The following is a 26072-nucleotide window of genomic DNA, read 5'->3' as shown; positions in this document are numbered from 1 at the left end:
CAGGTCGTGCTCCTCACATCGGGGGATGCGAGAAAGCTAGGGTCCATGCCTGCACGTGTCAATCAATACAGACTCATTGACATGAGGCCTGACGCGTCCGTTCCACCCCTGTCACATGCGCGTATTCACGACCGTCCCTCGCTGTCGTCCATCGAGCCGAAGGTCGCGCCGCGGGCGGTCGCGAGGTGCAGCGGCTGCTCGACGTGGTGGTGGCCGTCGAGCGCCAGGGTGCCCCGCGGGAGGTCGTAGCGGCCGAACCGGATCTCGTCGGCGACGGGTACCGGCTCGGTCGAGCGGACCCGGCGCGCCGCGACGGCCCACACGTGGATCGCCTCGAACATCGACTCCGACAGCGACGACAGCGGGGGCGCCCACTGCCCGAAGCGGGCCCGGTAGCGCTCCAGCAGCGTGCCGTTGCGCTCGGTCTGCAGGTGCTGGAAGTAGCCCGAGACCCCGTGGATGCCCTCCGCCGCCCGCAGCCCGACCCGCTCCAGGGTCGCCTCGTCCATCGCCGGGCCCAGGCTGACCGTCTGGTCCCGCAGCCCCATCGCGTGGCACTGGCGCTCGAACGCGGCGGCGTCGGCGCCCACGAAGGTGTTGAGCACGACGTCGGCACCCGAGGCCGCGATCCGCTCGACCAGCGGGGCGAAGTCCCGCGCCCCGAGTGCGGCGTAGCCCTCGCCGACCAGCACCGCGCCGTGCGCCGGGAGCACCTCCCGGGCGGCGGTGTTGACCGCACGGGGCCACACGTAGTCGTTGCCCGCCAGGAACCAGCGACGCCCGCCGGCCGCCCGCATGACCGGTCCCGCGGCCGTCGCGAGCTGGGTCGCGGGCCGCTCGCCCAGCCGGATCCGCAGCCGGGACTCGCCGCCGCCCTCGTTCATGTTGGTGTGCACGAGGAGCACGTCGCGCCCGGTCAGGGCGGTCGAGACGGCGTGGTAGGTCGCCGAGGTCGTCGTCAGGAAGACGGTCCGGCAGCCGGCCCGGGCCAGCCGCAGCGCTTCCAGGGTCCCCGTGCCGGGGTCGGTGGCGTCGTCGCCCACCATCAGGTCCAGCGGGCGCCCGCCGACACCACCCGACTCGTTGATCTCCTCGACGGCCAGGGCCGCCGCGTTCGCGACGGCCGAGGCGAACACGCTGCCCGACCCGGACCGGCTGGTGAGCACACCGATGCGGGGGCCGTCCGGGGCGTGGTCGGGAACCGGGTGGCCGCGCCGACGCATCAGCCACTCGAACCCGAGCCGGTCGATCTCGGCGTCGAGCCGGATCCGCGTCCCGCCGGGCGCGGCGGAGAACCGCAGCCGGATGCGGCCCTGCCAGGGCTGGTCGTGGGTGATCGTGATGGTGCGCGGTCCGCGGAGCTCGCTGATCCGGCCGAGCACGTCGACCGGCGGCCCGCCGGCGATGGGCGCCCGCAGGGTGACCGGCTCGCCCACCGCGACCCGGTCGCACGCCGCACCGAACAGCCAGCCCGCGCCGGAGTCGCGCCCGAAACGTCCGAAGACGACCGCCGGGGCGGCGGCGACGAACTCCTCCACCGCGAGCGCGATCGTCCCCACGGGGGTCAGTCTCCCGGCACGGAGGGTCCGGTCATCCGGTCGCGCCCTCCCGGTCCGTCGCGGGACGGCTCTCCACGGCGGAGCCCACCTCCCCGAGGGAGGACTGGAACAGGCTGCGCAGCAGCGCGATGACGTCGGCGGCCGCACCACCGGGCTCGATGGAGTAGTAGCGGTACCGGCCGGAACGGCGCTCGGTGATCAGCCCCGCGACGCGGAGCACCCGCAGATGGGTGGAGACGGCCGTCCGGCCGACCGAGGTGATGCGGTCGGCCAGGTCGCCCGCGCTGACCTCGTCGTGCTCGGAGAGCACGGCCAGGATGCGGCGGCGGACGGGATCGGCGAGCGCGTCGAAGGCGGGGCCGGCGTCCCGGCCGGCCCCGGCCGACGCGTCAGGATCCGATGACATGATGCCGAGTCTAACGCGGACGGACCCGCACGGTGGCCCGGCCGGGCCGAAGCGCCGACACGACGGGGAGGCCCGCCGGGCAGGGCGTGGCCGGCGACACCCCGGTCCGTGCACGCTGGTGCACGCAGGCGTGCAGTCGTGTCCAAGGCCGCCCGTGGAGTCCGCTCCTAGCGTCGGGTTCCAGGACCCCGTCACGGGACCGGACCGGAGGATTCATCATGATCAGCTCGGACACGCTCGCCGATCTCGAGGAGATCCGCGCGCTCAACGCCCGCTACAACTTCGCGGTCGACCAGGGGACCCCCGAGGAGTGGGCCGCCACCTTCTCGACGGACGGCGTGTTCCACGCCCTCATCGAGGGCCAGACCCCGAAGGGCCACGCCGAGCTCGCGGCCTTCGTCCCGCTGTGCCGGGACACCTTCGGCCCGATGCGGCACCTGACCATGAACGAGGTGGTCTCGGTGTCCGGTGACACCGCCACCCAGACCTGCTACCTGCTGTTCTTCGCGAACACGGCGGGGACGGTGAGCGGCACCGTCTGTGTGTACACCGACGAGCTGGTCCGCGAGGACGGCGCCTGGCGCTACCGCGACCGCAAGGTCGCGCCGGTCATGCCGTTCACCAGCTTCGCCCCGCCCGCCTGAGCGCGGCGGGTCGGTCGGCCCGGGTCCGGCGAGCCCACCGCTCGCCGGGTCCGGGCCGTCGCCGTCTCAGGCCGGGCGCAGGTCGGCGGGCCGGTGGCCGCGGTGGGTGCGGAAGGCCCGGTTGAGGTGGGAGAGGTCGAAGAAGCCCCACCGGGCGGCGAGGGCGGTCAGCGACTCCCGGCACGCCGGGTCGGCGAGGTCACGGGCGCAGGCGTCCACCCGTAGCTTCGTGACCGTCTGGGCGTAGGTGTGCTCGGAGTCCCGGAAGACGTTGTGCAGTGTCCGCACCGACACGCCGAAGTGCGCCGCCACCCGGGCGGCCGCGAGGTCGCCGTTCCGCAGGTTGTCCTGCAGGTGGGTGCACACCGACGTGTAGAGCGACGCGGCCAGCGTGCGGCGGCCGGCGCCGCGGGCCTCGTCGGTCGCCCCGCAGGCCGTGGCCAGCAGGGTCGTGAAGCCGGAGCTGACCGCGCGGGCCTCGGCGTCGCCCAGGTCCTCGACGGCGTCCCACACCGACCGCATGGTGCCCGCGACCACGGCGCCGAGTGCGCGGGAGCCGTCGACGGTGGTCGCCGTGACGTCGTCGGGCCGCGCCACCAGCGACATCAGCCGGTCGCGGGGCACCCGGAACGACAGCGACCGCCAGTCCCCGGCGTAGTCCAGCCGGAACGGCCGTGTCGCGTCGAACAGGGCGAACGAGCCCGCCGGGACGTGGCAGGTGCGCCCGCCCTGGGACCCGACGCACGATCCGGCGAGCTGCAGGTTGACGAAGACCGTGGCCTCCGCGGTCCGGGCGACCTCCCGTGTGCCGTGCAGGTTCACCTGCCCGACGGTGGCGATCTCGGCGCAGTTGACGTCGGCCACCCGCCGCGACCGGACCCAGCCCGCCACCCCCTGGGACGCCCAGTCACCCGCCCGCGGGTGGGGCAGCGGGACCAGCGGGGTGAACGCGTCGCAGACGACCTCGCGCCAGTAGGCGTGCTGCTCGCGCACGGGACGGTCCCGGGTCGACCAGTAGCCGGATGTCACGACGCCTCCAGGAGTGCGGGTGACCGATGTGACCACCGGTTCGTTGCCTGGCTGTTTCGCCCGCCGGACCAGTGGGTGACGCGGCCCGCACCGCGACGGCGACGCCCGTGTGAGACCCGGCGGTGCGCGCCGGTACCTGCGCCGGTGCACGGCCGTCCGGGCGCCGCGGCCCCGCTCCGGCCGAGGCTCGGTCCCGTCAGCACGACCGGAGAGAACGGAGACGACCATGGATTTCGACGGCAGGACGGTCCTCATCACCGGAGCCGCGGGCGGCATCGGCGCGGCGGCCGCCGCGGCGTTCGCGGCGGAGGGCGCCTCCCTCGCGCTCGTCGACCTCGACCGCTCCGCGCTGGAGAAGGTCGCGGCCGGGCTCGGCGTCGACGACGCCCGGGTGCTGCTGCACGTCGCGGACGTCCGTGACGAGCAGCAGGTCAAGGGCTACGTCGCCGCCACCCGCGACCGTTTCGGCGCGATCGACGTGTTCTTCAACAACGCCGGCGTCGAGGGCGCCACCGGCCCGCTGGTGGACACCGACCTGGAGACGGTCGACACCATCCTGTCGGTCAACGTGCGCGGCTCCTTCCTCGGGCTCAAGCACGTGCTGCGGGTGATGACCGCACAGGGCCACGGGTCGGTGGTGAACACCTCCTCGATGGCCGGGGTCATCGCGTTCGCCGGGCTGGGCATGTACACGGCGTCCAAGCACGCCGTCGTGGGCCTCACCCGCGTCGCCGCCGTCGAGGCGGCACCGGCCGGCGTCCGGGTCAACGCGGTGTGCCCCGGGCCGGTCGACACCAGGATGATGCGCTCGATCGAGAACGGGATGTCCCCCGACGACATCCCGGGCGTCCAGGAGCAGTTCGCCGGGCTCACCGCGCTCAAGCGCTACGCGGACCCGGCCGAGATCGCCTCGGTCGTGCTGTTCCTGGCCTCGGACCGGGCCAGCTACGTCAGCGGCAGCATCTACACCGTCGACGCCGGGATGACCGGGATCTGATCCGGGGCAGCCGGCCGGTGTCGGCGTCGGGCCGCCCGGTGGCGACGAGCGCACCGAGCACCAGCCGCGGCCGCACCGGACGCTGCTCCCCCGACCCGCTCCTCGGGCCTCGTCCGGGACCGGCCGGCGCGCCCGGGGTCCGCCGGCCGCGCCCGGCGTCCGACGGCACCCGGCATCATCCGGGCCGCAGCAGTGCCACGAGCTCGTCCGGCCGGTCGAGGGGCACGATGTGCCCGCAGTCGTCGAACAGATGCCCGTCGAGGACGTCGGCGACCCCGCGCAGCTGGTTCTCCAGCGCGCGGCCGACCGGCGCGGCTCCGACCGCGGTCGTGGGCACCGTCAACCGGGCACCGGCCACCGCCGTGGAGATCTGGTGTCCGGTCTCGGGCAACGACCGGTAGAGGGCGAACGCACAGCGGAGGGCGTCCGGGCGCGCGAACGTCCCGGCCATCGCGGACCGCAGATCCGGACGGATTCCGCGCCCGCGGGTGCCCTGGTCGAGGAACCACCCGGCGTACGCCGCCTCGTTCCCGCGCAGCACGCTCTCGGCCAGGCCCGGAACCCCGTGGAAGCCGAACCACCACGGGGGTCCGCCCTCGAAGAAGTCCTCGGCGCCGGGGAGCGTCCCCAGCGTCGACTCGACCAGGACCAGCCGAGCCACGAGATCCGGGCGGCGCATGCCGAGCAGGAACGCGGCGGGCACGCCGGCGTCGATCGCCACCACGACCGCCGGCGCCGCACCGAGGGCCACGATCAACTCCTCCAGGTCCCGGGACAGGTTCCCCGCATCGAGGCCCTCGGTCGTGCGGGTGCTGGCCCCGAACCCGCGCAGGTCCGGCACGACGACACGGTGGTCCTCCCTCAGCGCGTCGCGGACGTCGGACCACACCAGGCCAGTGTGCGGAAAGCCGTGCACGAGCACGATCGACGGCCCCTGCCCCACCTCGTCGACGGCCAGCTCGACCCCGTTCACGGCGACCATCCGCACGACGACCTCCAGTCGGTAACTTCTGGTGACCACGTCACCTAAGCTCACCGACCATGAGGACGGAAGACGGCACGTCGACGGCACCTGGTGAGCCCGGGGTGACCGGCGACCGTCGCGGGGACCTGTTCTCCCCGGACTGCCCCACCCGCCGCCTCCTCGACCGGCTCGGCACGAAGTGGACCTCGATGGTGGTCGGATCCCTGGCCGACGGCGGAGAGCTGCGGTTCACCGAGCTACGGCGGCGGGCACCGGGGATCTCGCAGAAGATGCTGTCCACGACGCTGCAGAACCTCGTGCTCGACGGCCTGGTCGCCCGCCGCGTCGAGGACACCGTGCCGCCCCGTGTGCACTACCGGCTCACCGAGCTCGGGGTCTCCCTCGAGATCCCGCTGTCCGCGCTGCGCGAGTGGGCGCAGCAGAACATGGCGCACATCGACGACCACCGGACACGGGCCGGGGCGGACCGGTGATCGGGAGCCGCACCCCGGACGACCGCACCAGGCAGGCCGCGGACACCGGCCGACCTCAGGAACCCTGGGAGAGCAACGAGGCCGCGACGGCGCGGATCCGGTCGAGGTCGACGTCGTCCTCGAGCGTGGCCGGATCCGGTCGACGGGGGAGGGCCGGGCGGACGCCGAGCAGGCAGCCCAGCAGGTCCGGGTGCGCGGTCTGCGCGATGAGGGCGCGGGCCGTGGCTGCGGCCGCCTCCGGAGCGAGGACCGTGCGACGTCCGAGGAACTCGCCCAGCCGCGCGGTCGGCATCTCGAAGACCGACTCGTAGTAGCCGGCCGCCAGCCCCGGGACCCTCTCGGCCTCGGTGATCCCCATCCGGAGGCTCTGGACCGACGTCGTCCACAGCAGAACCTGCAGCAGGCGACCGCAATAGCGCGCCGCCGCCTCGACGGGATCGGCGAGGTCGCCGTCGGGCACCCCGATCTGCAGATCATCAGCGGGCACTGGGGCGAGATGGTCCCGTTCTACCTCCCACGCCTCGACGACGTGCTCTCCCCCGGTGACACCGGCCTGTCCCGGACCATCACCGACACCTATCGATCTCATGTCTGGGTCACCCCCAGCGGGATGTACCACCGGCCCCAGTTCGACTACGTCCGCGACGTGGTCGGCATCGACCGCATCATCTGGTCGACCGACTACCCGTTCCTCCACCTCGGCGGCACACAGGACTTCCTCGGTGAACTCGACCTCTCCCACGGCGAGCGCGAACAGGTCACCCACGGCAACGCCGACCGGCTCCTCGGTCTGACGACGCAGCGGCTCTGACCGTCCGCCCCCACGGTGGGACGGCACCTGCTCGATCGCTACGGAAGGTGCGGAGAACCAGTCGATACGGCCGGCGTCTCGACCGAGGAGCGGGCCTACGCGTCCGGCTCGTGCCGCGGACGATGGCTCCGACCGCGGACAACGCGAACGGGCTGTCCGTGTCGTCATGGCGACGCGGACCCTGCTCCGGATCAGTCCGGTGACCTGCAGGAGATGGAGCCGCCTTGGGGAGTCGAACCCCGGACCTACGCATTACGAGAACTCGTGTCACCGGACACACCGTCCCCGCCGAGTCCGTTCGTGCACGTCGCCCGGTTCATCGTGCGCACCGCACACCTCCGTGCGCCTGCGTTGGAGGCCATGAAGGAGGCCACACGGAATCGAGTTCTCGCCGACCGGGACACCGCGTCCCTGTGGTCGGCCGTGGTCGACCTGCCGGCCGGCGCCGGACCGCCACATGGCGGGCGACAGGTCGAGATTCTCGTCGCGCCGTCGGTTACCAACTGATGTGGTTCCGACCACACTCAAGACCGTCGCGGAAGGCGTCACGCAGGCCTATCGGGCATCGGCGACCAGATCTGAGCCAACGGAGGTTCCGTGTCGAGGAACATTGAAGGATCCCGCATCGACCAGGTGCTGAAGGGGGCAGTGGACGCCGGTGCCGTACCGCACGTGGCCGCGATCGCCGCGGACGCCGACGGCGTGTTCTACGAGGGGGCCGCCGGAGTTCGGCTCGACGACGCCGGTGCGAAGCCTGTGTCGACGTCGACCCATTTCCGCATCATGTCGATGACCAAGATGGTCGCCACCGTGGCCGCGCTGCAGCAGGTGGAGCGCGGTGAACTCGATCTCTCGGCCCCGGTCGAGCGCTACGTTCCCGACTTCGCCGAGCTGCAGGTCCTCGACGGCTTCGACGGTGACACCCCGCGCCTACGCGCACCGAGGTCGAAGGCCACCGTCAAGCAGCTGATCACCCACACCTCGGGACTGACGTACTGGTTCTGGAACGAGGACCTGGTCAAGTACGAGCAGGTCACCGGCATCCCCAACGTGGTGCCAGGAGACATGGCCGCGTTCAAGGCGCCACTGGTCGCCGACCCCGGCACGAAGTTCGAGTACGGCATCAACACCGACTGGCTCGGCCGCGTCGTCGAAGCCGTCGCCGGCTCGACCCTCGACGTGGTGATCAAGGAGAACATCACCGGTCCGCTCGGCATGGACGACACGATGTTCGCCCTCGACGAGGCACGTCAGGCGAACAAGACGCCCGTGCACGTCAAGGGCGAGGACGGCAAGTGGATCTCGGCGGGCAACGTCCTGCCCGACGACCCGCAGTGGTGGGCGGGTGGCCACGGTCTGCACTCGACCCCGCGTGACTACATCCGCTTCGAGCGGGCGTTGCTGCGCGGCGGTGAGCTGGACGGTGTACGGATCCTGAGCCGGGAGACCGTGGACGCGGCGTTCACCGACCAGCTCGACGGCGCTCCGATGCCGACGGAGATCAGGACGGCAGACGCTCCGATCACCGACACGCTGAAGCTCGGTGAAGGGTGGGCGTGGGGCTACGGGCTGCTGATCAACACTCAGGACGTCCCCGGCGCCCGGCGGGCCGGGACGGGCGCGTGGGCCGGGCTGTTCAACACCCACTTCTTCATCGACCGCACCACCGGCATCTGTGCGTCGATCTACACGAACTCGCTGCCGTTCATCACCGAGCACGAGGCGTGGAAGCTCTACGGGGACTTCGAGGCCGCCCTCTACGCTTCGCTGTGATCGTCGACCCGCCGCGACGCTGCACCCGCCGGCAGCGTCGCGGCGGTCGTCGTCTCCCTGCCGCCGCACCCTGTCGGAGGAGCCTGTGTCGTCCAGAGCCCGGCCGGAGTTCGACCCGGAGCTGAAGGCCGGCCTCGCCGTGGTCGGTGGTGTGTTCCCGCCGACCATCACCCCGAACCTGATCGCGTTCATGCGGCGGTCTTATGCCTCCCCGCCGATCGACGACACGCTGCGGGGACGCGCGATCACGCGCAGCGAGCACACGATCGCCGGCCATCGAGGCGAGCCGATCCAGGTGTCGGTGCTGCGCCCCACCCGAGCCGGCTCCCCCCGGCCCGGCATCGTCTTCGTCCACTCCGGTGGGCTGATGTTCGGCGACCGCTTCAGTGGAGCCGACCTGGTGCTCGACTGGGTCGACAACCTCGGCGCAGTCCTGGTCGCCGTCGAGTACCGGCTCGCGCCGGAGTTCCCGGACCCCTTCCCCCGAGAGGACTGCTACGCCGCGCTGGAGTGGGCGGCGGCGACGGCCGGGCAGTTGGGCATCCGCCTCGACCGGCTCATGGTGGCCGGGGCCAGTTCCGGTGGTGGGCTCGCGGCCGGGATGGCGCTCGCGGCGCGGGATCGCGACGGCCCAGCCCTGTGCGGCCAGGTCCTCGACTACCCGATGCTCGACGACCGCGGCGTCACCGCCTCAACCGGCCAGTTCGACGGCGTCGGGGTCTGGGACCGCGTCAGCAACGAGACCGGCTGGTCCGCGCTGCTCGGCGAGGCGCGCGGTGGGCCGGACGTCTCCCCGTACGCGGCGCCGGCCCGGGCGACGGACCTGTCCGGGCTCCCGCCCGCCTTCATCGACGTCGGCGCCGCCGAGATCTTCCGCGACGAGGCGATCGCCTACGCCGACGGCCTCTGGGCCGCCGGTGGCGACGCCGAGCTGCACGTCTGGTCCGGCGGGTTCCACGCGTTCGACATCTTCGCCCCGCACACCGTCGTCGCCCGAGGCATGGTCCGGACGCGGGACACCTGGGTCGAGAAGATCCTCGCGGACTGATCCGGTGACCCACGCCACTAGACTGCACCCACCAGTCGTCGGGAGGCGCCCGTGCAAGAACTCCTCGGTCGGATCTCGGCGCTCGACCCGCAGGCGAGCCTCGGTCTGCGGGTCATCGCCTGCTTCGACGAACTGATCATCGGCAACGTCAACACCCGAGCACTGCTGAGTGCGGCCGCCTCCCTCTCCGGGTGCAACGCCGGCTACCAGAGCGATCTCCCCCCGCGGTCGCTCCGGGTCAGCCCGCGCGGCGAGATCGTGGCCCCCGACGACGGGCCGCCGACGCCAGGGAGCTGCTCGGCCATCACGGCCGAGGGGTTGACCGTGTGGATCGAGCGCGACGGCGAGCCGCATGCGAACGACGCGATCGTCCTCGAACGCCTGGCGCTGGCCGTCCGCATCCGCCTCGGAGGAGGCCGACGAGAGATCGACGGCCGCCGCGATCTCGGCCTGCTGCTCGACCCGACCGTCCCGACCGAGACCCGCCGTCTCGCCGCGGCCCGACTCAATCTCGTGTCCACCGCGCGATACCGCGTCATCGCGGCGCCGTTGTTCGCGGTGTGGGACGAGCACCCGTCCGGCGCCGAGGACGTCGTCGCGACCCCCTACGGATCGATCCACGCCCTGGTCGTACCCCACGACCACGCGCCCGTCCCGGCACGGCCGATCGGAACCGGGCCGGCCACCGACGTCGACCACCTGCACAGGTCGTTCCGCACGGCGGTGGTCGCCCTGCGTCTGTGCGATCCCGAGGTCGCACCGTCGGTCCTCGCCGACGACTACGGCGGCCTGGTCGGCCTACTCGCCGACCTCCCCCTGGACAGCGACCTGCCCGACGTCGACTCCCTGGACGCGATCATGTCCCACCCGTGGGGCTCGGCCACCGTCGACGCACTCGTGCGAACCAGCTCCGTACGCCAGGCGGCGCGGAACGCCGGAGTCCACCACAGCACGTTGCAGACCCGGCTCGACACGATCATCGCCGAACTGGGTTACGACCCCCTCGACAACGGCATCGGACGAACCCGATTCGGACTCGCTTCACTGGTCTGGCGACTCCGCAACTCCCGCGTTCTGGACCTCCCCGCCCCGACCACACCGTCGTCGCCCACCCCACTCCGATAACGAAGCGCCCGACGACGGTGTGGGTGGCTCCGCCGTCCCACCGATGTCGGTGATCACCGCCGACGATCGGAAGCAACGATCAATGTCGGACAGCCGCACCCGCTGTGGACAGAGAACCATGAGCAAGGAGGTGCAACCGACCGACGCACACACGGGTGGAGGCCACGTCGCAGGCAGCTGACCGGCAAGAACCCGCCTGAGAGAGGCCACGAGCCACGAGAAGGCGACAGGCAAGATCCATAAGCGCGATCTGACCTGCGAAAACGAGCCGCCTTGGGGAGTCGAACCCCAGACCTACGCATTACGAGTGCGTCGCTCTAACCGACTGAGCTAAGGCGGCGTGGTGCGAAGCCAGTGTAGCGACCGGGCTCCGCCGCCTGCACAAGCCCCCACCTGTCATCCGGTGAAGGGGAACCGCGGCCCCGGCTCCCACGGCCCACCGTCGTAGCGCCACAGCGCCAGGCCGGGGACGCCGGCGTCCCACGGGGCGAACCCGGCGGCCAGGTCGTCGTGCAGCGCCCGGGCCACGGCCGGGGTGACCTTGTTCTGGACGGTCACGTGCAGGTCGGTCTTCCCGGCGTCCTGTCGGGTGAGGCGGGACCGCCATCGGTCGGCGACGCCGCGGCGCAGGGCCGTCAGCCCGGGGCTGTCGAGGGTGAAGGCGACCCCGCGGCCGAGCAGCCGCAGGCCGGTGACGCGGGCGGTCATCGGGGCCCGGTCGGTCGCGGCGGTCAGGTCGGCGGCGAGTTCGGCGGCGGCGTCGCCGGGCAGGGCGTGGAACAGGGTCAGGTGTGCGGCGAGGTGGTTGCGCCCGGCCGGGAAGTGCCGTTCGCGCAGGTCGTCGAACCGGGTCTGCGTGGCGTCGTCGAGCAGGGCCGTGAGGATCAGCGGCCGGTCATCCACGGTGCAGGGCCGTCATCATGGCCTCGACGGCGATCCGCGGCTTCACGTTCTGCTCCAGCGCGTCGCGGCAGGCGAGCACCGCCTCCAGGCGACGCAGGCTCGACTCCGGGCCCCACTCGGCGGCGGCCACCCGGATCTCGCGGTCGCGGTCCGGGTTGGTCAGCGGCACCGTCGCGCCGGTCGCGGTGATGATCGCGTCCCGGTAGAAGCCGGCGAGGTCGACCAGGGCGCGGTCGAGCGCGTCCCGCTGGGTCCGGGTGGCGCGGCTCTTCTGGCGCTTCTCCAGGTCCCGCTCGGCCGCCTTCGCCGAGCGGGCCGCCGACGCGGCACCCTTGCCCGTGCCGCCGGCGCCCATCGCGACGGCCAGCTCCTCGCGCTCGGACTCATCGCGGGAGGACCGCAGCTCGTCGGCCTCGGCCTCGGCCGCGCGGATCAGCACGTCGGCGTGGAAGAACGCGTCGCCGAGGCGGCGGAGCTTCGTCGGCACGCCGAGGATCTCCTCGCGCCGGGCACGGGCCTGCGGATCGCGGGCGAGGCGCCGCGCGCGACCGACGTGGCCGCCGCACACCGACGCGGCCCACTGCGCCTGGTCGGGGTCGATCCCGTCGCGGTCGCGCAGCACCCCGGCGACGGCGTCGGGCGCCGGGCTGCGCAGGTGCACCATCCGGCAGCGCGACCGGATCGTGACGGGCACGTCGTCGGGGTGGTCCGACGGCGCGCACAGCAGGAACACCGTCTCCGGCGCCGGCTCCTCGACCGCCTTGAGCAGCGCGTTCGACGCGCCCTCGGTGAGCCGGTCGGCGTCGGCGATGATCACGATCTGCCAGGTCCCGGTGGCGGGCTTCCGGGCGGCGAGCTGGACGAGCGAGCGCATCTCGGCGACCGAGATAGACAGTCCCTCCGGGACGATCTCGCGGACGTCGGAGTGGGTGCCCGCCATGACGGTCCGGCAGGCCGCGCACTCGCCGCAGCCGTGGTAGCGGCACTGCAGGGCGGCCGCGAAGGCGCGTGCGGCGTTCGACCGGCCGGATCCGGGCGGGCCGGTGAACAGCCAGGCGTGGGTCATCGCCGTCGGGTCCGACGCCGCCCCGTCCAGCTCGGCGACGGCGGCGGGCTGGCCCACCACGTCGTCCCACACGCTCACGACGACCCCTCCTCCGTCATCTGCCGGCGCGCGACGACACCGACCACCGCCGCCAGGACGCCCCCGCCGGCGAGGACGAACCGCGTGCCGTCGACCAGCAGCGCGGTGTCGCCCACGGTCACCGTCCGCGTCGCCACGACGCCGACGACGATCGGCACCACCGACATCGCCCCCAGCAGCACCAGCCGCACCAGGGACTGGACGAACGCGTTGACCCGGCCGCGGATCCCGTCGGCGACCTCGGTGCCGATGATCGTGAGCCCGGTCAGGAACGCGACCCCGGCGAACGCGCCGACGAACAGCACCGCGGCGATCGCCATGAACAGGTGCACCGCCACTGCCACGACCACGAGCGACACCCCGGCCCCGATGATCGCGCTGCCGAACAGGCGCCGGTGCGGCACCTGCCGGGCCAGCACCGGACCGGCGGCCATGCCCGCCGCGAGACCGGCGAACACCGACGCGAACAGGATCGAGTACGCCGCGTCCCCGCCGCCGAGGCTCGACGCGTAGAGCTTGGCCGTCGCGATCACAGCGCCGCCCGCGGTGAACGCGCCGACGATCCCGACGACCAGCCCGCGCACGAGCGGGGTGCGGACGACGAAGGTGTAGCCGTCGCGCAGCAGGAACAGCATCGACGGCGGGGCGTGCCGCCGCTCGGCCTCGGTGGCCCGGCCGGAGATCTCCGGGATCGCGAGGTACACGACCAGCGCCGAGGCCAGGAAGGCGAACGCGTTGACGCACAGCGCCGCGTACACGGTGGTCGCCTGGTCCGCGCCGAACAGCGGACCGACCTTGCTGACCAGCGCGAAGAGCCCCGCACCCCCGACGACGGCGACGCCGTAGGTCACCAGCAGGCTCAGCTGCGCCGCGCTCTCCATCTGGGCCGGGCTGCGCAGCAGGTTCGGGACCGCCGCGTCCTTCGCCGGGATCCAGAACATGGTGCACAGCTCGAGGAGCAGGGTCACGACCAGCAGCCACCACAGCTGCCCGACGAACGGGATCGACAGCAGCAGCACGAACTTCGTGAGGTCGCAGGTCACCATGACCTTGCGCCGGTCGAAGCGGTCGGCGAGCACCCCGGCGAGCGGCCCGAACAGCAGCGACGGCACGAGCTTGGTCGCGACGACGCCCCCGAGCGCGAAGCTCTGCGCGGTGAACCCGGCGCCCGCGGTGAGGTGGGTGGCCAGCGACGTGAGCGCCAGCAGCGCCAGCCACTCACCGGTCGCGGTGACCGCGGTGACCGACCAGAGCCTGCGGAAGGCGGGGATCGCGAGGACCGACGTCAGGCGGTGCGACGTCGACGACGGGGTCGTGATCGCGGCTCACCTCCTCCTCACCCGGCACGGCGTGCGGATCTTCAGGCTAGACCGGGCCACCGACAGCGGACACGCTGCCTCAGACGATGGTGGACAGCGTTTGGACGAGGATCACCAGGTAGATCAGGACGAAGACGATCGTGAACACCCGGGCCCCGACCCGGCCGCGGGTCAGCCGGGAGAAGCCGAGCAGGCCGTTGTCGAGGTCGACCGGGGGCCGGGCGGACACCGCGGGCGGCCGGTAGACCGTGCCGACGGGTTCGTCGCCGTCCGCGCGGGGGCGACGCGGGGCGGGCAGCCGGGGCACCGGGCCGGTCGGCGACCGCCGGGGCGGGGGCGGGACCGGCGACGACGGGGTGGGCGTCACCGGGCGGCGGGGGCCGGGGACCGGGTCGCCCGCGTCGTCGTCCGGGGTGGGGATGGCGGCGGGGCCGGGCCTGCGGCGCCGGACCGCGGTCAGGGTCCGCTGGGTGGGGCCGTCGAGGTCGGGCTCGCGCGCAGCGGGCCGCTCCTCCTCCGCCGACGGGTCGGGGTCGGGGGCCTCCACGGGGGCGACCCGCTCGGGGACGCCGGTGCCGTCCACAGCGGCCGGTCGGGCAGCCGGAGCACCGGGCCCCCGCTCCACGCCGGACGCGGGCCGGATCCCGTCGGACGCGGGCCGTGACACGGCGGGACCCGCGGGGCGGTCACCCCGCTCCCGGGCGAGCCGGTCCGCCTCGCGCTCGGCGACCAGCCGCGCCACGCCCCAGCGCCCGTCGTCGGCGGGCGCCGGCGCGGGACGCCTGCTCCTCCACCGCACGGCCATGACGGCATGCTAGGCCGCGACCAGCGGTGATGCCTCGTTCCGACGGGGTATGGCGCGCGGTGCCGCCCGGCCGGGTGACCCGGCCGGACGGAGCGTCACCCGCCGTCGGGCGGCTGGTTCCCGTCGGGACGGTCCGCCGGCGGGCCGCCGTCCTGCCCCGGGGCCGGGCCGGGCGTCGGGGTGCCCGGGGGCGGCGGCGGGGCCGGCACCGACCCACTGCTCACCTGCAGGGTCACCTGCTCACCCGGGAGCGCGGCGCCGCGGGGCTCCTGCCCGACGACCGTCCCCTCCGGAGCGTTGTTGTCGACGGTGCGGGTGGTGACCTGCCATCCGGCGCCCTCCAGCTCACCGCGGGCGGCGCCGGCCGACCGGCCGACGACGTCCGGGATGCGGGACTCGGCGCCGCCGTCGAGGTAGCGGGGGTCGGTCGCGGGCAGCGGCGTCGGCGGGGTGTTCGCCACCAGCGGGGTCACCGCGCCGTACCACGTCCGGGCCGGGGTCTTGCCGCCGAAGATGTTGCCGTTCCCGCAGGCGAAGGGGGCGCCGCCGCCGTCGCAGAGGGGTCGCGGGCGGTTGGAGTTGTCGAAGGTGATGACCGCTCCGGCCATCTCCGGGATCCCGCCCATGAACGCGGCCGACTTGTGCTGCTGGGTCGTCCCGGTCTTGCCGGCCATCGGCCGGTTCCAGCCGGCGGCCTTCGCGGCGGCGGCGGAGGTGCCGGCGATGTCGTCCTTGCTGAGGCCGGTGACGAGGGTGTTCGCCAGGGCGGGCTCGACGGCCTGCTGGCACGGCTCCTCGGTGATCGGGACGGGCTCGCCCTCGGCATCGGTGATCGAGTCGATCGGCGTCGGCGGGCACCACTTGCCCTGGGAGAACAGGGTGGCGCCGACGTTGGCCAGCTCCAGCACCGAGGTCGGGGTGACGCCGAGCGTGAACGACGCGAGCCGCTGGTCCTTGATCACCTCGGCGATCGAGCGGTCGGTGCGCTTGCCGGTGCCCGGGTCGACGAACGGCGTCGTGGCCAGGGACTTCATGCCGAGGCGGACGGCCATGTCGACCACGTCCGGCACCCCGGTGAACTCCTCGAGCTTGATGAACGCGGTGTTCGGCGACTGCGCGAGCGCGTCGGTCAGGCTCATCCGGCCGGGGTAGTTGCCGGCGTTCGCGACCGGGACGGGGCGACCGCTGCCGTCGACGTAGATCGGGGAGGCGTAGCCCGAGGGCGGCACCTGCATCGAGTAGTTGATGCCGAGGCCCTTCTCCAGCGCGGTGGCCGCGGTGAAGATCTTGTACGTGGACCCGGCACCGAGGTTGACCGGCTGGTACGGCAGGCCGTAGCTGGTCTCCTCGGCGTCGGCGTTCAGTCCGAACGTGCGGCTCGACCCCATCGCGAGCACACGGTGCTTGTCCTGGCCGGGCTGGACCAGCGACATCACGTTCGCGACGTTGGGGGTGTCCGGCGGCACCTCCTTGTCGAGGGAGCGCTTGACCTCGGTCATCGCGCGGCGGTCCAGGGTGGTGCGGATGGTGTAGCCGCCCCGCTGGATCTGCTCCTCGGTGAAGCCGGCCTCGGTGAGGTACTGCGTCACGTACTTGCAGAAGAAGCCCATGTCGCCGGCGCCGATACACCCGTTCGGCACGCGGACCAGCGGGTTCGCGACGCCGAGCGGAGCGGCCATGGCCTGCTTCGCCTGGGCGTCGTCGATCATCTGCTGCTGGCGCATCTGGTCGATGACGACGTTGCGCCGCTGCAGCGCGGTCTGCGGGTTCTGCACCGGGTCGAACTGGGTGGTCGAGCGGACCATCCCGGCCAGCATCGCGGCCTGCGGGACGGTCAGCTTGTCCGGCGTGGTGTTGAAGTAGGTGCGCGCCCCCGCGGCGACGCCGTAGGACCCGTTGCCCAGGAAGACGATGTTGAGGTAGCGGTTGAGGATCTCGTCCTTGGACAGCTGGCGCTCCAGCTGCAGGGCGATCCGCGCCTCCTTGAGCTTGCGGGCCGGGGTCTGCTCGGTGGCCTTGAGCCGCTCGGCCTCGCTCGTCGCGTCGACGTAGAGCATGTAGTTCTTGACGTACTGCTGGGTGATCGTCGAGGCACCCTGGACGACGTCGCCGGACGCCGAGTTCGCGACGACCGCGCGCAGCGTGCCCTGCCAGTCGACGCCGTCGTGCTCGTAGAACCGGCGGTCCTCGATCGCCAGCATCGCGCCCTTCATCGCGGTCGAGATCTGGTCGTTCGTGACCTCGGTGCGGTTCTGGTCGAACAGGTAGGCGATCGGGCGGCCGTCGGAGTCGGTGAGCGTCGTCGTCAGCGGCGGGCGGGTGCCGACCAGGTCCGCCGAGCTCGACGTGACGCTGTCACCCGCCTCGTTGGACAGCACGCCGAGGCCGCCGACCAGCGGGAAGGCCATGCCCGCCGTGACCACACCGAGCAGGATGCACAGGCCGGCGAGGACGCCGAGCGGGCGGAGCAGACGCCGGGGGAACCTCACAGGGACAAGCCTACGGGCCGGGAGGTCAGGACACGGTCAGGATCGTGTCCCCGGTTGCGTAGTTTTGCGCGCTGACCCGGGCACCCTCCGCGTCCCAGGATCGAGGCATCACGTCGCGGGCCACCGGGCCCGCCCCGGCCCGAGAGGCGACCCGATGCTCGACACCCTGCGTCCCGTCACCGGCAGGCCCCGCCTGCGCCCCGCCGTCGTCGTCCGCGCCTGCACCGCGGTCTGGAACTGGCGTTCGGCCGCACGCTGCCGCACCTCCGACGCCGAGAACCTGTTCGTCACCGGTGCCGACCAGCGCGAGGCCCGCGAGTTCTGCCTGTCCTGCCCGGTCCGCACCGAGTGCCTGGCACACGCCCTGGACCACCGGGTCGAGTTCGGTGTGTGGGGCGGGATGACCGAGCGGGAGCGCCGCGCGCTCCTGCGCCGGCGCCCGGACGTGCGCGACTGGGCCGCGCTGCTCGGACGTGCGCGCTCCGACCACTACTCCGGACGCAGCAGGAGCGCCTGACCCGATAGCGTCAGGCGCGTGCTCGACTTCCTGGCCGGCCTCTACCGGACGCACGCCGACGACCTCGCCACGGTGATCGACGGGCAGCGGGAGCTCCTCGCCGACGGCACGATCACCCCGCAGCTCGACGACGTCGAGGCCGAGCTGACCTACCTGCTGCTGCGCCATCACCGGCCGTCGCAGGTGGTGGAGGTCGGCACCTACTACGGCTGGTCCACCACCTGGATCCTGTCCGCGTTGCGCGACAACGGGTCCGGTCACCTGCAGTCGTTCGACCTGGTCGACCACGTGTGCGGCACCGTGCCCGAGGAGCTGTCGACCGGGCGCTGGACGTTCCACCGCGGGGACCTGCGTGAGACCGTCGAGAAGGTCCCGGCCGACACGGGCTACCTGTTCGTCGACGCCGACCACAGGCGCCGCTTCGCCCGCTGGTACCTGGAGCACCTGTTCGGGCGGATCGCGACGGGCACCCCGACCAGCGTGCACGACGTGTTCCACCTGCCCCGGGCGCGCCCGTTCACCGAGGGGTCCGAGGTGCTGCGGCACCTGGAGCGCAGCGGCACCGAGTGGTTCACCTCCTCGCGCGCGGCGGCGCCGCGGAACCTGCGCGCGCTCGACGCCGTCCGGGCCGAGCTGGGGATCACCGGCGTCCGCGGGACCTCACGCAACCCCATGATCTTCTTCTCGATGCCCTGAGATCAGCGCCCGGGATCGCGCAGGCCCTCGACGAGACCGTCGAGGACGGTGGCGAACCGGTCGGCCTCCGAACGGTCCAGCGCCGACAGGAGGTCGGCCAGGCGTGCGTCGAGCCGTCCGCGGGCACGCTCGACCGCGGCCCGACCTCGGTCGGTGAGGGCGACGGCGACGGCGCGGCGGTCGGCCGCGTGCGGGTGACGGCGCAGCAGGCCGTGCGCCTCCAGAGCACTGACGTGCCGGCTGGTGACGCTGCGCTCCAGCCCGACGGCCGCGGCCAGCTCGGTGGTGCTGACCCCGTCGCCGAGCCGGGCCAGCCCGGAAAGCACCGGGTAGGTCGTCGCGTCGAGACCGTCGATGTCGCTGGTCAGCGCCGTGTGCAGCCCGGTGCGGGTGTCGCGCAGCAACAGCCGGCCGAGGGCCTCCGCGCAGCGGCGTTCGGGGGTCACCCCCTCACGATACGTGCATCTTGCACGCTCCCTACGGTCGGGCGTACCGTTTGAATACGTGCACAGTGCACGCTGATGGGGGGAGCGGTCATGGACGGAGCAGTAGATCCCGAGGACGTCCTGCCGGACGGGACCGAGTACGCGGAGCTGGGTGGGGAGCAGGTGCGCAAGGGGACGGTCGCCGCGTTCGTCGCGACGGCGCGGTCCCTGGAGGCGCTGCCCGCGGGGGACCCGGCCGAGGCCGGTCTGGCCTCGCACCTGCGGGACCTGCTCCCCGGCCTGCGCGCGGTCGGGGTGCTGGATGTGTTCGCGCCCCGCTCGGCCCGGCTGCGGGCGGTGCTCGGCGTGTCCTGAGCCTCAGCCCGCCGTCGCCGCGGCGCCGGTCTCGGTCTCGCCGGCCAGCAGCGCGCCGACCCGGCGCAGCCCGTCGAGGTCGGCGATGTCGCCGGCCAGCGCGGGGACCCGCGTCACCGACACGCCGGGGTGCGCGGCGGAGAACCGGGTGAGCAGGTGCTCCTCCCGTTCGTGCAGGTCGACGCGGTCGGCGTGCAGCCGCAGCACCGCGGCCGCGATCTGCGACCCCGGTCCGCCGACCTGCTCGGCTGCGGCCCGTGCACGCGCCGCGGAGACCGGCGCGAGCACCGGGTGGGTCCGGTTCAGCACGAGCCCGGCCAGCGGCATGTGCTCCGACGACAGCCGCTCGGTGAAGTACGCCGCCTCGCGCAGCGCGTCCGGCTCCGGCGCGGCGACGACGAGGAACGCCGTCCCCTCCGAGCGCAGCAGCGCGTAGGTCTTCTCGGCCCGCTCGGCGAACCCGCCGAACAGGGTATCGAAGGCCTGCACGAACGCCGACGCGTCCTGCAGCATCTGCCCGCCGATGATCGACCCGACGGCCTTGGCGAACAGCCCGAACCCGGCCTCGACGATCCGGCGCAGCCCGCGGCCACCGGCCCGGGCGGGCGCGGCGAGCAGCCGGATCATGCGGCCGTCGAGGAAGCGGGACATGCGCTGCGGGGCGTCGAGGAAGTCCAGCGCCGAGCGCGACGGCGGCGTGTCGACGACGACGAGGTCCCACGTCCCGGCACCGGCCAGCTGGCCCAGCTTCTCCATCGCCATGTACTCCTGCGTCCCGGAGAACGAGGAGGAGATCGTCTGGTAGAAGGGGTTCTCGATGATCTTCTGCGCCCGCTCGGGCGGGGCGTGCGACTCCACCATCTCGTCGAAGGTGCGACGCATGTCCAGCATCATCGCGGCGAGCTCGCCGTCGACCGTCCCGACCGGGGCGGGGTCGTTGGACAGCTCGCTCACCCCGAGGGCCTGGGCCAGGCGGCGCGCCGGGTCGATGGTGAGCACGACGACCTGACGCCCGCGCTCGGCGGCGCGCACCGCGAGCGCGGCGGAGGTGGTCGTCTTGCCGACGCCGCCCGAGCCGCAGCACACGATCACCCGGGTGCCCGGGTCGTCGATCAGGGCGTCCACGTCCAGCGGGGCGGTCATCGGCGGGCCTCCAGGTGCACACCCTGCGCGGTCATCGACTCGGCCAGCTCGTACAGCGAGCCGAGGTCCACCCCGCCGAGCAGCGCGGGCAGCGTGAGCCGCGGCAGCGGCGGGGTCGGCTCGGTCTCCAGGCGGCGCAGCGCGGCGGTCTCCCCCTCGACGGCGACGGCGTGCTCCACGGTCTCGGCGACCAGCCCGTCGATCTCGGTGGGGGCCAGCTCGATCCCGGCGCTCTGCAGGCCGTTGCGGATCCGGGTCGCGTCGACCCGCCCGCCCGCGGCGGCGGTGACCGAGCGGTCGGGCAGCCACTGCTCGCGCATCCGGTTCACCACGACCGAGCCCAGCGGGATCCCGGCGGCGTCGAGCTCGGCGGCCGCGTCGAGCGTCTCGGTGACCGGCAGGTCCGACAGCAGTGTGACCAGGTGCACCGCGGTGAGCGGGGAGTGGATGAGCGCCTCGACGCCCTTGGCCTGCCCGTGGATGGGCCCGACCTTGGCCAGGTCGGCCATCGCCCTGGTGACGTCGAGGAACGACACGAGGCGGCCGGTGGGCGGCGCGTCGAGGACCACCGCGTCGTAGGCGGGGAGACCGTCGGCCTCCGTGCGGGTGACGCACTCCTTGGCCTTGCCGGTGAGCAGCACGTCGCGCAGGCCGGGGGCGAGCGTCGTCGCGAACTCGATCGCGCCCATCCGGCGCAGCGTCCGCCCGGCCACGCCCAGCCGGTAGAACATCTCGAAGTACTCCAGCAGGGCGGCCTCGGCGTCGACGGCCAGCGCCCGCACCTCGCCCCCGCCGGGCGCGACCGCGATCCGGCGCTCCTCGTACGGCAGCGGGGCGGTGTCGAAGACCTGGGCGATGCCCTGGCGGCCCTCCACCTCGACGAGCAGCACCCGCTTCCCGCCGCCGGCGAGGGCCAGCGCGAGGGCGGCGGCCACGGTGGTCTTGCCGGTGCCCCCCTTGCCGGACACCACGTGGAACCGCGCGCGGGAGAGCGCGTCGGGCCACGGGTCGGGGCGGGTTCCGGGCTCGGGCCGGACGGTCGTGGTCACGGATCCAGCGTACGAGCGCCCACCGACAGCGGCCCGTCGGCGAGGTGCGTCCCACAACGGACGGGGCCCGCCCCGTGCTCCGGCGGTGGGCGTCCGTCGCAGGGGGACGGCCATCCGTCGCGCCACGGCGGTTCGGTGTCGGGTGCCCGGGTTACAGTCCCGCCCATGAGCTCCCCGGTCGTGAAGTGGGAATACCTGACCGCCCCCCTGCTGATCCACAACACCAAGGCGATCCTGGACAACTTCGGCCAGGACGGCTGGGAACTGGTCACGGTGACGAGCGGCGCGAACGCCGAGCAGCTGGTGGCGTTCTTCAAGCGGCCGGTGCAGCAGTGAGCGCACTCGCCCGGCTGAACGAGCTGGGGCTGACCCTGCCCGCGGTGGCCGCACCGGCCGGCGCCTACATCCCGGCCCGGCGCAGCGGGAACCTCGTGTTCACCGCCGGGCAGGTCCCGTTCGTGGACGGGAAGGTCGCCGCGACCGGCAAGGTCGGGGCCACGGTCACCGCCGAGCAGGCGTACGACCTGGCCCGGATCTGCACGCTGAACGCGCTCGCCGCGATCGACGGGCTGGTCGGCCTCGACAGCGTCACCGGCGTCGTGAAGGTCGTCGGGTTCGTCGCGTCGGACCCGTCGTTCTCCGGCCAGCCCGGCGTGATCAACGGCGCGTCGGACCTGCTCGGCGAGGTGTTCGGCGAGGCCGGGGCGCACGCCCGGTCGGCCGTCGGCGTCGCGGTGCTGCCGCTGGACGTGCCGGTCGAGGTGGAGCTGACGGTCGAGGTCGGCAGCTGACATGGATCGGCTCGCCGGGGTCCCGGCCGGTCACGAGCTGCTGCTGCGGCTCGCCGGCCGGTTCCCCGACGAGCTGCTCTGGCGGCTGCGCGACTGGCTGGTCGCCGGGGACACCGCGGCGCTGGGCGCGGTCCTGCCGCGCACGCTGCTGCGGCACCGGATCGGGCTGACCGGGCACGAGCGCACGCTGCTCGCCGAGGTCGTCGGGCCGGACGCGCCGTCGCGGCGCCTGGTCGAGGCGGTGCTGCCCGGCACGCCGCCCGCTCCGCCCGCGTTCACGGCGGGCGAGCCGGACCTGGCGGCGTGGTCGGCGCTGTCGGTCGTGCGCGACGAGGCGTCCGCGCTGCTGCTGGCCGTGCGCGACGACGGCGCCCGCGTGCTGCTCGTGCGTGACGCGCAGCGGCCGCACCTGCTCGCCGCCGCGGTCGCGCGGCTGCTGCGCGTCCACGGTGACCGTGTCCCGCGCGTCGAGGCCCTCACCGGCGACGCCCCGACCGAGTACCACGAGGCCGCGTGCACCGCGGCGGCGTCGCTGTGGAGCCGCGAGCCGGTCCCCACCGGCTGACGCGGGACCGCGAAGGAGGCCCCATGTCCGACCCCACGTACCGCCTGCTGCGGGAACTGGCCGGCCGGGTGGACGACGACCTGCTCGCCACCGGACGCGAGCTCGTCGCCGTCGGCGAGGAGGGGCACGCGCTGGAGCTGCTGGTCGCCGAGCTCGTCGCGGGACGGGCGGTGCTGCCGCACGCGGTGCGCTCCGAGCTGGTCGCCGAGGCCGCAGCCCGCCGGGTGCAGCCCGACGCCGACGCCTGCCTGCCGCCCGCCGCGGACGTCGCCGCCGCTCCGCACCGGTTCGACGGCGACGGCCCGCCCGGTGCCGCGGAGGCGGTCGCGGCCGCGCTCGCCGGCGTCCCGGTCCCGGAGTCGGGCTGGACGCTGGCCTGGCGCACGACGCCCGCCGGTGCCGCCCCCGGCCCGCTGCCGCAGCCGGTGCTGCTGGCCCGCACCGGGTCGCACGGCGCACCCGAGGTCCTGACCTACCAGGCCCAGTCGGCGCTGGCCCGGGCCGGACTGGTCGTGTCGGTCGAGGTCGGTGACGACGGTCCGGACCCCGGCTACCACCGCGCCGCCCGGGAGGTCGCGCGTCCGCTCCCCGCCACTCCGGTTCCCGACGCCGCCGCTCCGTCCCGGGAGGACGTGTCGGCGTCCCTCACCGGCGACGCACCGTGGCCCGCCCCCGACACGTCCCGGTCCCCCCTGGTGGAGCGCGGGGACGGGGGCGGGGTTGCGGACGGCGACACGTCCGGCCCGCCGGCCCACCGGGATCCCGACGACCGGCCCTCCGACCGGGTCGGGCTCCTGTCCTCGGCGACGCCCCCGGCCCCGCGGCCCGACCGGGACGGGATCCCGGCCGCCCCCGGACCCGACGCCGTCGAGGACGCACCGGGCGGACACCGCACCGACAGCTCCCCCGTCGACTCCTCCGTCGACTCCTCCGTCGACACGGACATCCCCGCCTCCGACCCACCGCCCGCACCGGTGCGCATCGACCACCCCGCGCCACTCCCCGGGAGCCCCGCCACCGAGACCCCGGACCCGGAGGACCGGCCCGGCCGGGCCGCCCCGGAGCCGACGACGGAGGGGTTCGCCGCGGCAGCCCCGTCGCCGGGAGCAGCCGGCGGACCCGACGCCGGGCCGGACCGGACCCCGGGCGCAGCCACGTCCGGCGCCGGGCCGGGCCCGGTTCCGGCCGCGGAGGCCTCCGCCACCGGAACCGGCCACGCCCCGGGCGAGGACGCCACCGGGTCCGGCTCCCCGGCGAGCGCGCCCGACCCGACCGGGTCGTCCCCCGAGACCGGCATGTCGGACGACGCCGCTCCCGGCCCGGGGACCGGCACCTCCGAACCGACGACTCGCGGTCCGGGGACGGCCGCCTCCGGCCCGGCCACGTCCGGTCCGGGCACCGACACGTCCGACAGGGCCGCTCCGGTCCCGGGGACCGGCACGCCCGACGGGGCCGGTCCCGGCCCCGCCGGGCCACGCGGCTCCGCGGCCCGACGCGTCGCGGCACCCGCCGAGGGGGACGACACGGCGCATCCGGCGCCGCGGCCGTCGCCGCCGATCCGGGCGCTGCGGGAGGCCTCCGCGGGCGACTGGTTCGACTCTCCGCCGGAGGGCGACAGCCCGGACCCGACCCCGCCGAGCGGGGTCGGCGAGGTCCCCCGGCACCGGTTCGTCGCCGGCCCCGGACCCGGCGGCAACGGCCACCTCCCCGACGCGAACGGCGCGCACCCCACGACCGCGGGCCGCGGGCCGGTGGCGGGGCCGCCGGAGCGGCGTCCGGTCGGGCCCGCCGCGACGCCGGCCGGGCGGCCGTCGGCCCCCTCCGACGAACCGCCCCCACCACCGGTCGCCCCCGCACCTCCCGGGATCCCGGCACACCCGGCCGCCTCGTCACCGCCCTCGGCCGCGGTGTCCCCGGCCGCGTCCGTCCCGCCGGTCGCCCCCGCGGACCCGGCCCCGACCGGCCCCCGGGCGGCCCCGCGCGACCTCGGCGTGCCGCTCCGCAGGCGGGCCGGGGAGGGCCGCGCGCCCGCGGGCGGCGGGCCCGGTCCGGTCGTCGGGCGTCCGCCCGTCGGGCCGCCCGCGGCACCGGGACCCGACGAGGCGTCCTGGCTCGCCGACTGGGCCTCCGGTGCCTGGGCCGGGGAGATCCCGCCTCCGGAGACCGCGGCGCGGACCGACCGGAGCGACGTCGAGGAGACCGTCCCGGGCACGCCGCCCGTCGTCCCCGCCGCGACCGCCACCGTGACCGTCGACGACGACCGCCGCGACGGCTCGGCGCATCCCGCCCACCGTGTGACCACCGGCGACGACCCGGCCCTCCCCACCTCCGGGCCGGCACACCCGGGGCCCGGATCCGACCGGACCCACGTCGGCACGTCCCCCGCCGGGGCGAACGGAGCCGCACCGGCCACGGAGGGCGCCCCGGCCCACGCCGGACCGGCTCCGGACGTCCGGGCCGGACTCGACCGCCCCGCAGGCACCGGACCGGCCGGAACCGGGACGCCCGGCCCCCCGCCCCCGGCCGACGAGGCCGATCCCGTCGACGAGGCCCCCACCCCACCTCCGGGGGTCCCCATCCTGCGCGCCCCGACGCCACCGGCCCCGGCCGACGGGGAGCGTCGCCCCCGGCACCTCCTGCTCACCGACGACGAGCCGGACGAGTGGGACGCCACGGAGCGGGACACCACCGGGTGGGACGGCACCGTGGAGGACCCCACGGAACCGGCCGACGTCGTCGCCCCCGCAACGGAGCCCCCCGCACGGGCGGCGGAGCACCCCGAACCGGGTCCGGCGGCGGAACCCACGACGGGGCCCGCGGACGAACCCACGCCGAGGCCGCGGCCGCGACCCCGTCCCGCCGGGGGCCTGGCCGACCGGCTCACCCCGACCGAACAGGACCTGCTGCAGCGCCTCCACGAGGAGCTCGCGGCCCGCGAGAACGGCGGCGAGCCGACCCCGCGCAACGGCACCGCCCGCACCGACCGGGGCTGAGCCCGGCC

At 74.3% G+C, this 26072-nt stretch carries 27 protein-coding genes and 1 tRNA gene; 14 read left to right on the top strand and 14 right to left on the bottom strand.

The annotated features are described in order from the left end of the window. Positions 1–125: 125 nt before the first annotated feature. Positions 126–1559 (bottom strand): substrate-binding protein, encoded by a 1434-nt coding sequence (locus ND486_RS08065; protein ID WP_251783450.1) that lies wholly within the window; start codon positions 1557–1559, stop codon positions 126–128. 31 nt (positions 1560–1590) lie between these two features. Then, entirely contained in the window at positions 1591–1965 is a 375-nt protein-coding gene (locus ND486_RS08060) for a helix-turn-helix transcriptional regulator (RefSeq protein WP_208822812.1), read from the bottom strand. A 218-nt stretch (positions 1966–2183) separates the two neighbouring features. Between ND486_RS08060 and ND486_RS08055 the strand changes: the two genes are divergently transcribed. After that, positions 2184–2609, top strand: a complete 426-nt coding sequence (locus ND486_RS08055; RefSeq protein ID WP_251783449.1) for a nuclear transport factor 2 family protein — start codon at positions 2184–2186, stop codon at positions 2607–2609. 66 nt (positions 2610–2675) lie between these two features. Here the strand turns inward: ND486_RS08055 and ND486_RS08050 are convergent, their stop codons facing one another. Then, positions 2676–3638, bottom strand: coding sequence for a helix-turn-helix domain-containing protein (locus ND486_RS08050; RefSeq protein WP_251783448.1), 963 nt, complete (start codon positions 3636–3638; stop codon positions 2676–2678). 226 nt (positions 3639–3864) lie between these two features. Between ND486_RS08050 and ND486_RS08045 the strand changes: the two genes are divergently transcribed. Beyond that, complete coding sequence (locus tag ND486_RS08045; RefSeq protein WP_251783446.1) at positions 3865–4635, top strand: SDR family NAD(P)-dependent oxidoreductase; 771 nt, start codon at positions 3865–3867, stop codon at positions 4633–4635. Positions 4636–4810: 175 nt separating this feature from the next. Here the strand turns inward: ND486_RS08045 and ND486_RS08040 are convergent, their stop codons facing one another. Then, positions 4811–5656: an alpha/beta fold hydrolase gene (locus tag ND486_RS08040; protein WP_251783445.1), complete on the bottom strand. Its 846-nt coding sequence runs from the start codon at positions 5654–5656 to the stop codon at positions 4811–4813. Positions 5657–5676: 20 nt separating this feature from the next. On the opposite strand from ND486_RS08040, the gene ND486_RS08035 reads away from it, so the two are divergent. Then, on the top strand, positions 5677–6093 hold the full coding sequence (locus tag ND486_RS08035; RefSeq protein WP_251783444.1) for a helix-turn-helix domain-containing protein: 417 nt from the start codon (positions 5677–5679) through the stop codon (positions 6091–6093). Positions 6094–6148: 55 nt separating this feature from the next. Here ND486_RS08035 and ND486_RS08030 read toward each other — a convergent pair whose 3' ends face one another. Next, positions 6149–6580 carry a TetR/AcrR family transcriptional regulator C-terminal domain-containing protein gene (locus ND486_RS08030; RefSeq protein ID WP_251783443.1) on the bottom strand — a complete coding sequence of 144 codons (432 nt, stop codon included), beginning with the start codon at positions 6578–6580 and terminating at the stop codon, positions 6149–6151. Between the two features lie 9 nt (positions 6581–6589). Between ND486_RS08030 and ND486_RS08025 the strand changes: the two genes are divergently transcribed. The 4 genes from ND486_RS08025 (at position 6590) to ND486_RS08010 (ending at position 10850) form a co-directional block, all read left to right on the top strand. Continuing rightward, positions 6590–6904 carry an amidohydrolase family protein gene (locus tag ND486_RS08025; protein ID WP_251783442.1) on the top strand — a complete coding sequence of 105 codons (315 nt, stop codon included), beginning with the start codon at positions 6590–6592 and terminating at the stop codon, positions 6902–6904. 633 nt (positions 6905–7537) lie between these two features. Next, positions 7538–8677: a serine hydrolase domain-containing protein gene (locus ND486_RS08020; protein WP_251783441.1), complete on the top strand. Its 1140-nt coding sequence runs from the start codon at positions 7538–7540 to the stop codon at positions 8675–8677. An 85-nt stretch (positions 8678–8762) separates the two neighbouring features. Continuing rightward, positions 8763–9725 (top strand): alpha/beta hydrolase, encoded by a 963-nt coding sequence (locus tag ND486_RS08015; RefSeq protein ID WP_251783440.1) that lies wholly within the window; start codon positions 8763–8765, stop codon positions 9723–9725. Between the two features lie 51 nt (positions 9726–9776). Next, positions 9777–10850, top strand: a complete 1074-nt coding sequence (locus ND486_RS08010) for a helix-turn-helix domain-containing protein (protein ID WP_251783439.1) — start codon at positions 9777–9779, stop codon at positions 10848–10850. Between the two features lie 266 nt (positions 10851–11116). On the opposite strand, the gene ND486_RS08005 is transcribed toward ND486_RS08010, so the two are convergent. From ND486_RS08005 to ND486_RS07980, 6 genes are all read right to left on the bottom strand, one after another. After that, positions 11117–11190 (bottom strand) — tRNA-Thr (locus ND486_RS08005). Positions 11191–11246: 56 nt separating this feature from the next. After that, positions 11247–11753: a 2'-5' RNA ligase family protein gene (locus tag ND486_RS08000; RefSeq protein WP_251783438.1), complete on the bottom strand. Its 507-nt coding sequence runs from the start codon at positions 11751–11753 to the stop codon at positions 11247–11249. Next, positions 11746–12897, bottom strand: a complete 1152-nt coding sequence (locus ND486_RS07995) for a DNA polymerase III subunit delta' (protein ID WP_251783437.1) — start codon at positions 12895–12897, stop codon at positions 11746–11748. The genes ND486_RS08000 and ND486_RS07995 overlap by 8 nt, the downstream gene beginning before the upstream one ends. Continuing rightward, positions 12894–14168: an MFS transporter gene (locus ND486_RS07990; protein ID WP_251783712.1), complete on the bottom strand. Its 1275-nt coding sequence runs from the start codon at positions 14166–14168 to the stop codon at positions 12894–12896. The genes ND486_RS07995 and ND486_RS07990 overlap by 4 nt, the downstream gene beginning before the upstream one ends. Before the next feature lie 127 nt (positions 14169–14295). Then, complete coding sequence (locus tag ND486_RS07985; protein ID WP_251783436.1) at positions 14296–15021, bottom strand: hypothetical protein; 726 nt, start codon at positions 15019–15021, stop codon at positions 14296–14298. A 95-nt stretch (positions 15022–15116) separates the two neighbouring features. Next, positions 15117–17510: a penicillin-binding protein gene (locus tag ND486_RS07980; protein WP_308215822.1), complete on the bottom strand. Its 2394-nt coding sequence runs from the start codon at positions 17508–17510 to the stop codon at positions 15117–15119. A 154-nt stretch (positions 17511–17664) separates the two neighbouring features. Here ND486_RS07980 and ND486_RS07975 point away from each other — a divergent pair, with 154 nt between their 5' ends. Together ND486_RS07975 and ND486_RS07970 are read left to right on the top strand one after the other, a co-directional pair. Then, entirely contained in the window at positions 17665–18027 is a 363-nt protein-coding gene (locus tag ND486_RS07975) for a WhiB family transcriptional regulator (RefSeq protein WP_178375656.1), read from the top strand. An 18-nt stretch (positions 18028–18045) separates the two neighbouring features. Next, on the top strand, positions 18046–18723 hold the full coding sequence (locus ND486_RS07970) for a class I SAM-dependent methyltransferase (protein ID WP_251783435.1): 678 nt from the start codon (positions 18046–18048) through the stop codon (positions 18721–18723). A 2-nt stretch (positions 18724–18725) separates the two neighbouring features. Here ND486_RS07970 and ND486_RS07965 read toward each other — a convergent pair whose 3' ends face one another. Next, positions 18726–19169: a MarR family transcriptional regulator gene (locus ND486_RS07965; RefSeq protein WP_251783434.1), complete on the bottom strand. Its 444-nt coding sequence runs from the start codon at positions 19167–19169 to the stop codon at positions 18726–18728. Positions 19170–19259: 90 nt separating this feature from the next. On the opposite strand from ND486_RS07965, the gene ND486_RS07960 reads away from it, so the two are divergent. After that, on the top strand, positions 19260–19523 hold the full coding sequence (locus tag ND486_RS07960; protein WP_251783433.1) for a hypothetical protein: 264 nt from the start codon (positions 19260–19262) through the stop codon (positions 19521–19523). A 3-nt stretch (positions 19524–19526) separates the two neighbouring features. Here the strand turns inward: ND486_RS07960 and ND486_RS07955 are convergent, their stop codons facing one another. Further along, positions 19527–20666, bottom strand: a complete 1140-nt coding sequence (locus tag ND486_RS07955; protein ID WP_251783432.1) for an ArsA family ATPase — start codon at positions 20664–20666, stop codon at positions 19527–19529. After that, a complete protein-coding gene (locus ND486_RS07950) occupies positions 20663–21715 on the bottom strand; it encodes an ArsA-related P-loop ATPase (protein ID WP_251783431.1) in 1053 nt (350 codons plus the stop codon). The genes ND486_RS07955 and ND486_RS07950 overlap by 4 nt, the downstream gene beginning before the upstream one ends. Positions 21716–21880: 165 nt before the next feature. On the opposite strand from ND486_RS07950, the gene ND486_RS07945 reads away from it, so the two are divergent. The 4 genes from ND486_RS07945 to ND486_RS07930 are packed head-to-tail and all read left to right on the top strand — an operon-like array spanning position 21881 to position 26064. Next, the gene (locus tag ND486_RS07945) at positions 21881–22051 is read left to right on the top strand and encodes a DUF4177 domain-containing protein (RefSeq protein ID WP_139282840.1); all 171 of its coding nucleotides are present in this window, start codon (positions 21881–21883) and stop codon (positions 22049–22051) included. After that, positions 22048–22506 carry a RidA family protein gene (locus ND486_RS07940; protein ID WP_251783430.1) on the top strand — a complete coding sequence of 153 codons (459 nt, stop codon included), beginning with the start codon at positions 22048–22050 and terminating at the stop codon, positions 22504–22506. The genes ND486_RS07945 and ND486_RS07940 overlap by 4 nt, the downstream gene beginning before the upstream one ends. 1 nt (position 22507) lies before the next feature. Beyond that, the gene (locus ND486_RS07935; RefSeq protein WP_251783429.1) at positions 22508–23071 is read left to right on the top strand and encodes a hypothetical protein; all 564 of its coding nucleotides are present in this window, start codon (positions 22508–22510) and stop codon (positions 23069–23071) included. A 23-nt stretch (positions 23072–23094) separates the two neighbouring features. Further along, positions 23095–26064, top strand: a complete 2970-nt coding sequence (locus tag ND486_RS07930) for a hypothetical protein (protein ID WP_251783428.1) — start codon at positions 23095–23097, stop codon at positions 26062–26064. Positions 26065–26072 lie beyond the last annotated feature (8 nt).

The organism is Pseudonocardia sp. DR1-2, from assembly GCF_023717215.1.
GTDB lineage: Bacteria > Actinomycetota > Actinomycetes > Mycobacteriales > Pseudonocardiaceae > Pseudonocardia > Pseudonocardia alni.
The sequence above is the reverse complement of the archived record's forward strand: the minus strand, read 5'-3'. Positions and strand labels throughout refer to the sequence as shown.